The sequence below is a fragment of the Pseudoduganella aquatica genome (assembly GCF_009857595.1).
Taxonomy (GTDB): domain Bacteria; phylum Pseudomonadota; class Gammaproteobacteria; order Burkholderiales; family Burkholderiaceae_D; genus Rugamonas; species Rugamonas aquatica_A.
Genome location: NZ_WWCU01000078.1, coordinates 1 through 6,636, shown reverse-complemented (window position 1 = coordinate 6,636; position 6,636 = coordinate 1). Strand labels below are relative to the sequence as shown.

The window sequence follows — 6,636 nt, the reverse complement described above, 5'->3', positions numbered from 1 at the left end:
GTCAGCGGAGCAAGCTCCCTGTTACCGTTCGACTTGCATGTGTAAAGCATGCCGCCAGCGTTCAATCTGAGCCAGGATCAAACTCTTCAGTTCAATCTCTGTTTAAAGTCATTGCTGACTTGGTCGCTCTTCAAAATAACTGACGATTCCTTCTTTCGAAGGTCACGTTTGTTTTTCGTTGAGCGTTTAATAATTTGAGTTTCACAGCTTGCGCTGCGGGCCTCATCATCAAACGCCCACACTTATCGATTGTAAATTTTTAAAGAATTCTGCGTTGTTGCTGAAGCGTTTTGTTCAGCAGCAGAGAGATGAGATTATGAGGCGTTTCCTTTATTCCGTCAACCCCCACTCCCCTGCGCTGCGTATGCTCAGCAGCGCGGGGACAGAACTATAGCAAAGGCCGGGCAACTTCACAAGGCGATTGTGTAGTATTTCACGCTGGCGCCGTTCAGCGCCGCCGATCCGGTCTGCACCAGGGCAAGGCGCTTGCCGGCGGACGAGTGGAAAATCTTGATGCCGTAGCTCTGCAGGCCATCGATCAACGGGAAGTCTATCGTGGCATCGGAGAAGAACAGCGAACCCGTGAAGCGGCGGTAGCTCGAAGGATAACCGGCCGATCCGCCTGCGATCACCAGGGTTTCATCCTTCGCCGCCGAGTTGCTCAGGGAGCGCACCGGCGTGGAGAAGGTGCCCGCGTACTTGAGATTGCTGGTGTAGAAGTAGTTGCCGCTGGCGGAAAACAACACGTCCTCATTTTCCGACAGGAACAGCGGCGTACTCATATTGTAGTCGCCGTGGTAAGGCGAATCACCCATGGCGATCACGCCGTTGGTGGCCGGGTCTATGGTGAAATAACTGATGTCCGCCGGCGACAGCCCTTGCGACATCAGGAAGACCTTGTTCTTGGTGGACGCATACACGCCGTACTGCGTACCGTAGAACATGCCCATGTAGACGGTTTCCGGCAAGGTCATCTCCGCACCGGTGCGGGCATTGAAATAGACCACCGACGGCCTCACCCACTGCCCGCCGGTCTGGCCGATGAAATAGGCTACCGCCGCGTTAGTTATCAACGCCTCGGTATGCGAGCCGCCTGTTGCGAAGGACTTGAGCAGCAAGCCGTGTTCAAGGTCAACCAGGCTGGCCACGCTTTCATGCAGCACGATGGCCAGCTTGCCGTTGGGACTCAGGCTGAAATTCTTGACCGCCGCCGGCAGACTGACGGTCAGCGTGGTTTCGGCCAAAGGATCGGCTATCTTCAGGACATTCGGATTCGTGGCGGAGATGACCAGCTTGTCCAGCCCCTTGCTGTAGCGCACTTCCAGCGGCGCATAGCTCAGCGCCGGCGGGAATGCCGAGAGCGTGGCCGAGGCAGTGCTGCTGCTCACGCCGTCGCTGACGGTCAGAGTCACGGTATAGCTGCCGGAGCGGTCAGGCGTGAACGACGGCAGCGCCGTATCGGCATTGCGCAGGACTGCGGCGCTGCCTGCGGGACGTTCGGCCACCGTCCATGCGTAGCTGAGCGTGCTGCCCGCGCCCGCCAGGCTTTCGGTGCCGTCCAGCGTCAAGGCTGCGCCCGTCGCGCCGCTACGGCTGGCGCCGGCGTTGGCGACGGTCACATAGGCGGCGCCGTCTACCCGGTAGGCAATGCCATTGCTGAGCGTGGCAAACATGCCGGCCTGGTTCTCCGGACTGTCGCTGAACGCGGCCAGTACTTCGGCCACGCTGGTGCCGCGATTCAGTATATTGACCCAATATTGGACGCCGGCGGTTTCGCCATCGCGGTTGAGGATGTTGCGATAAAGGCGGGTAACGATCTCATTATTGGTGGGATTGACGCCGTAGAGCGACTTGAACTCGGTCGAGCCCGCGAAGCCGTTGGAGATGGTCAGCAGCGAAGCGCCCTGATCCATCATCTGTATCCAGTAGCTCAAGCCCCGCACGTCCGGCGTGCGCTTGAACGCGGCGCGGTACAAGCGGTAGACCTTGCCGGCGTTGCCGTCCACGTCCATGGCCAGCGTGTAATCGGAGAACTGGACCCTGGCGTCGGCGGCCACGCGGGTGACGCGCGCCGTTGCGATATGCGTGAGATCCACCGAACCCGCGACGCGCTCCACTTTATAGTCGGAGCGCAGGCCCGGCATCGCGATGGAAGCAGCCGCTGCTGCAGGCGGTCCGGCCATGGACTGGCGCTGGCCTGCAGACTCCCCAGTCTGGACGTCCGAACCCGCGCCGCACCCGGCCAGCGCAGCCGCCAACACGGCAAGCGTCAATATGCGTTGAATTGCCAACATGGCGACTCCTATCTTACAGAATCCACCATCTTATCAATTTTTTAATCCCGCGTGAACGGTATTAATCTGGACCAGCTCCGCGCAGCACGGCCAGCACGTCGTAGCAAGCGCCCATGGTGTGGTAGTCGGTTTTGCCGGCGGGGCTTTTCTCGTCGCTGTATTTGCGGTTGCGCGCGTCCAGGATGCGGTACCAGGCGCCGTGCTTGTGGTCCACAAAGTGCTCCCACGAATAGGCCCACAGCCGCTGGTACCAGTCCCAGTAGCGGCCGTCGCCGGTACCGTCGGCCAGGCGCGCCGCGGCGGCCAGCGATTCGGCCTGCACCCAGAAGTATTTATCGTCGTCGCACACCTTGCCGTCCGGCGCAAAGCCGTAGGCCAGGCCGCCGTTTTCAGCGTCCCAGGAATGCTCAACTGCGCGGTCGAACAGGCGGCAGGCGACAGGCTTGAGCCAGGCCGCGCCGCTGTAGCGGTCCAGCAGCATCAGCAGCTTGGCCCATTCGGTCTGGTGGCCGGGCTGGAAGCCCCAGGGACGGAACAGATGCTTGGGATCGTCCAGGTTGTATTTCCAGTCCACCTGCCAGTCGGTGTCGTAGTGCTCCCATACCAGGCCGCCAGCAAGCTCGGCCTGCTCCACCGTCATGCGTTGCGCCAGCAGCAGCCCGCGTTCCAGGAAACGCGCGCCGCCGGTGGCTTCATAGGCGGCGATCATGGCTTCGCACATATGCATATTGGCGTTCTGGCCGCGATACGGACCGAACACCCAGTCGGCGCTGGCTTCGTCGCGATACAGGCGGGCCTGCGCATCCCAGTAGCGCAGTTCCAGCAGGTCCCAGGTCTCGTCTATCCACGGTGCGGCTTCGGTGATACCGGCCTTGAGCGCGGTGGAATAGGCCAGCAGCACGAAGGCGACGCCGTAGCACTGGTTGCTGCGGTCCTCGGGCACGCCGTTGCGTATGGTCCAGGCGTAGCCGCCGCTTTCATTGTTGCGGTGGACTTCGCGCAGATAGCGCAGGCCCCAGCGCGCGGCGTCCAGGTATTCCGGCTGCTGGAATTCGCGCGCGGCCATCGCGTAGTTGAACACGAAGCGCGTGCTGCTCACCAGGTGGCGGTGCTCGCTGTCGTAGACCGTGCCGTCGTCACGGAAGTAATGGAAGAAACCGCCGGCCGGATCGATGGCGCGCGGGTGATAGAAGGCCATGGTGTGCGCAATGTGCTGGCGCAGGAAAGCGACGGAACGGAAATCAGGAACGGTGCTCATGCGGCTAACTCCAGGTAAGGTTGCAGGTCGGCGCGGCGCGGCATGGCGGCGAATGCGCCGCGCCGCGTCACCGCCAATGCGCCGCAGGCGGCGGCAAAACGCAGGGCCGGCTCGCGCACGGCGGCGTCGTGGAAGAAGGACTCCAGCGCGGACGGCTTGACACCCTGCTCCACCAGGCCAGCCAGCAAGCCGGCCACAAAAGCGTCGCCCGCGCCGGTGGTGTCCACAGCACGGACTTCGGGAACGGCTGCCTTGCCGCTGGCGGCGCGGGTGTGCCAGGCCAGCGGCTGCGGGCCGTCGGTCACCACCAGCACGCGCACGCGGCCTTGCCACAAGCGCTCGCGCACCGCATCGGCGCTCCCTTCGGAAAGCGCCAGGTATTCAAGTTCCTCGCTGCTCAGTTTCACCAGGTCGGCCAGGGCCAGCGCCTGCCACAGGCGCGGCAGCGGATCCTCGCCGCGCTGCCACAGGGCCGGGCGCAGATTCAGGTCGAAACTGACAACCGCGCCGGCCGTGGCTGCGCGGCGCATGCCGGCCAGCGTGGCCTCGGCAATGGGCGCCTCGGTCAGGCTGTTGGAGCAGGCGTGGAAGGCTGCCAGGCCGTGGAAACAGCCATCCTGGAAATCGGATTCGGTGAACAGCAGGTCGGCCGCTGGCGGACGATAGAAATTGAAGCTGCGCTCTCCGCTGCGGTCCAGCGATACAAAGGCCAGCGCCGTGTTGGCGCGGCTGGTGCGGGCGATGTAGCGCGTGTCGACGCCGGCGGCGCGCAGGCTCTCGTGCAGAAAATCGCCGAACATGTCTTCGCTCAGCATGCCAGCGAAAGCGGACTGCATGTCCAGCGCGGCCAGCGCCACCGCCACGTTGGCGGGCGCACCGCCCGCGTTGCGCAGGAAGGGTACGGCCTCGCCAGGCGCGGCAGGCGGCACGGACAGGAAATCGATCAGCGCTTCGCCGAAACAAACTATCTTACTCATGGTGTTCCTGGATCAGTGTGGGATAAATTGGGGACGGGCCGCGCCGGCGGCGCTTTCCACGCCGTCCAGGCGCGAGCCGCGATAACCGTAGTAGGCAACAAAGGCGTAGCACAGCAGCGGCAGCACGAAGGACAGCTGCACGCCGATGCGGTCGGCCAGCACGCCTTGCAGCAGCGGCACAATGGCGCCGCCGACGATGGCCATGATCTGCAGGCTGGAGGCCTTGCCGGTCAGGACGCCCATGCCGCCTATGCCCAGCGTGAAGATATTCGGGAACATCACGGAGTTGAACAGGCCGATGGCCACCACGGCCAGCACGGCCACGTAGCCGTGGCTGAACATGCCGGCCAGCAGCAGCAGGCTCGCGGCGACGGCGCAGCCTCCCAGCACCGTGCGCGGATTGGCCTTGGTCAGCAGCGCGGCGCCGGCGAAGCGGCCCAGCATGGCGCCGCCCCAGTACAGCGACACGTACACGGCGGCCGTGGCCACCGTCATATTGCCGATATGAGGCAGCGAAATGTAGTTGATCAGGAAGCTGCCGATCGCCACTTCCGCGCCCACGTAGAGGAAGATGGCCAGCACACCCAGGCGCATATGGCGGTGGCGCAGCGCGGCACCGAAGGTCATGCTGTCGGCCTCCTCGCTCTCGGCAGCGGCCGGATAGAACATCAGCGCGCCGATGCCGGCAATGGCGAGGCCCAGGAAGATGCCGGTGCGGTAGCCGTAGTGCGCCACCACTTATCACAGCGAGGGCGACGCGTGGGCTGGCTGGTTTGGAACGCATGGATAGAAGCCTTTTGTCAGGGCTGGATGGGGAAACAACTCTTTTTAGCTAAAATTTAGATCGATCTAAATATAGTTTAGGCAAAATCCGGTGTCAAGCAATTAGCAAGAATCAGAGGGGTGGGCTGCTGCTCAGGCGCACCGCCAGACGCACCGGCGCAACAATGGCGGCGGTGGCCTGGGCGGGTTCGGCGATGCGCTCCAGCAGGCGGCGCGCGGCCTGCCGGCCCAGCTCGCGCGGATCGGTGGCGACCGTGGTGAGGGGCGGCACGCTGACGGCGGCTTCGGGAATATCATCGAAACCAGTGACGGCGAAGTCGCGCCCCGCCTGGCGGCCACAGCCTGCCAGGCCCAGCATGAGTCCGAGCGCGACGGCGTCGTTGTAAGCCACGGCGGCGGTAAGCGCCGGGTCGTTGGCAAACAGCGCGGCCACCTGGCGCGCGGCCTCCAGCCGGGTTGGCGCGGTCTCGATCAGCCAGTGCGGCTCGGGCGCGATGCCGGCCGCCGCCATCGCTTCCGCATAGCCCAGCCGGCGCTGGCGGCAGGAGCTCGAGACCTGGAAGCCGCCATAGAAGGCAATCCGGCGATGGCCCTGGGCCAGCAGATGCTCGGTCGCCATGCGCGCGCCGGCCTGGTTATCCATGGACAGGAAATCCCAGCCGCAGCCGCCCATGTCGCGGTTGAACAGCAGCATCGGCGTGCCGCTGCCGACCGCGCCGGCCACGCCGCCTGCCTCGCTGCCTTCGGCGGGAGACAGGATGATGCCGGCCGGACGATGCTCCATCAGCGACGACAGTACAGCCTGCTGCCGCGCCACCGATTCCGACGTGCTGCCCAGCAGCATCGCATAGCCCGCCTCGCCCAGCGCCTCGTCCACGCCGGCGGCAAACTCCGCAAAGAAAGGATTGGAAAGATCGTTGATCACCAGGGCCACTATCGAGGAACGCCCCTGCCGCAGATTGGCGGCGCCGCGATTGTAGACATAGCCCTGGCGCTTGAATTCCGCCTCCACCTTGGCGCGCGTGTCGGCATGCACCAGCGGGCTGTTGCGCACCACCAGGGAGACGGTGGCGCGGGATACACCGCAGCCTTCAGCGATATCGGCCAGCGTGACGCGGGAAGCGGAGACGGTTTTAGAGGACATGGGTGGCATCATAAACGCAAAAAACCCCCACCGGATCACCGGAGGGGGTTTTGCTTATAACTAGCCTGACGATAACCTACTTTCACACTGGTTGCAGCACTATCATCGGCGCAAAATCGTTTCACGGTCCTGTTCGGGATGGGAAGGGGTGGGACCGATTTGCTATGGTCATCAGGCTTT

General features: G+C 63.8%; 5 protein-coding genes and 2 rRNA genes. All 7 read right to left on the bottom strand.

Translation table 11 applies throughout. The features are described from left to right. Nucleotides 1-93 (bottom strand): 16S ribosomal RNA (locus tag GTP77_RS29320); the annotation flags it as partial. Between the two features lie 317 nt (nt 94-410). Next, a complete protein-coding gene (locus GTP77_RS29315) occupies nt 411-2,294 on the bottom strand; it encodes a DUF4214 domain-containing protein (RefSeq protein WP_161075678.1) in 1,884 nt (627 codons plus the stop codon). Between the two features lie 61 nt (nt 2,295-2,355). Then, nucleotides 2,356-3,552, bottom strand: a complete 1,197-nt coding sequence (locus GTP77_RS29310) for an AGE family epimerase/isomerase (protein ID WP_161075677.1) — start codon at nt 3,550-3,552, stop codon at nt 2,356-2,358. After that, on the bottom strand, nt 3,549-4,529 hold the full coding sequence (locus GTP77_RS29305) for a carbohydrate kinase family protein (RefSeq protein ID WP_161075676.1): 981 nt from the start codon (nt 4,527-4,529) through the stop codon (nt 3,549-3,551). The genes GTP77_RS29310 and GTP77_RS29305 overlap by 4 nt, the downstream gene beginning before the upstream one ends. A 12-nt stretch (nt 4,530-4,541) precedes the next feature. Beyond that, complete coding sequence (locus tag GTP77_RS29300) at nt 4,542-5,264, bottom strand: MFS transporter (protein WP_161075675.1); 723 nt, start codon at nt 5,262-5,264, stop codon at nt 4,542-4,544. Nucleotides 5,265-5,424: 160 nt separating this feature from the next. Further along, nucleotides 5,425-6,456: a LacI family DNA-binding transcriptional regulator gene (locus GTP77_RS29295; protein ID WP_223149414.1), complete on the bottom strand. Its 1,032-nt coding sequence runs from the start codon at nt 6,454-6,456 to the stop codon at nt 5,425-5,427. 63 nt (nt 6,457-6,519) lie between these two features. Continuing rightward, a 5S ribosomal RNA gene (gene rrf, locus GTP77_RS29290) occupies nt 6,520-6,632 on the bottom strand. Between the last annotated feature and the right edge of the window lie 4 nt (nt 6,633-6,636).

Bases quoted from the DNA above. Each gene is read 5' to 3' on its own strand.
- GTP77_RS29305 (WP_161075676.1), bottom strand. From the start codon at position 4,529: ATGAGTAAGATAGTTTGTTTCGGCGAAGCGCTGATCGATTTCCTGTCC.
- GTP77_RS29310 (WP_161075677.1), bottom strand. From the start codon at position 3,552: ATGAGCACCGTTCCTGATTTCCGTTCCGTCGCTTTCCTGCGCCAGCAC.
- GTP77_RS29315 (WP_161075678.1), bottom strand. From the start codon at position 2,294: ATGTTGGCAATTCAACGCATATTGACGCTTGCCGTGTTGGCGGCTGCG.
- GTP77_RS29295 (WP_223149414.1), bottom strand. From the start codon at position 6,456: ATGTCCTCTAAAACCGTCTCCGCTTCCCGCGTCACGCTGGCCGATATC.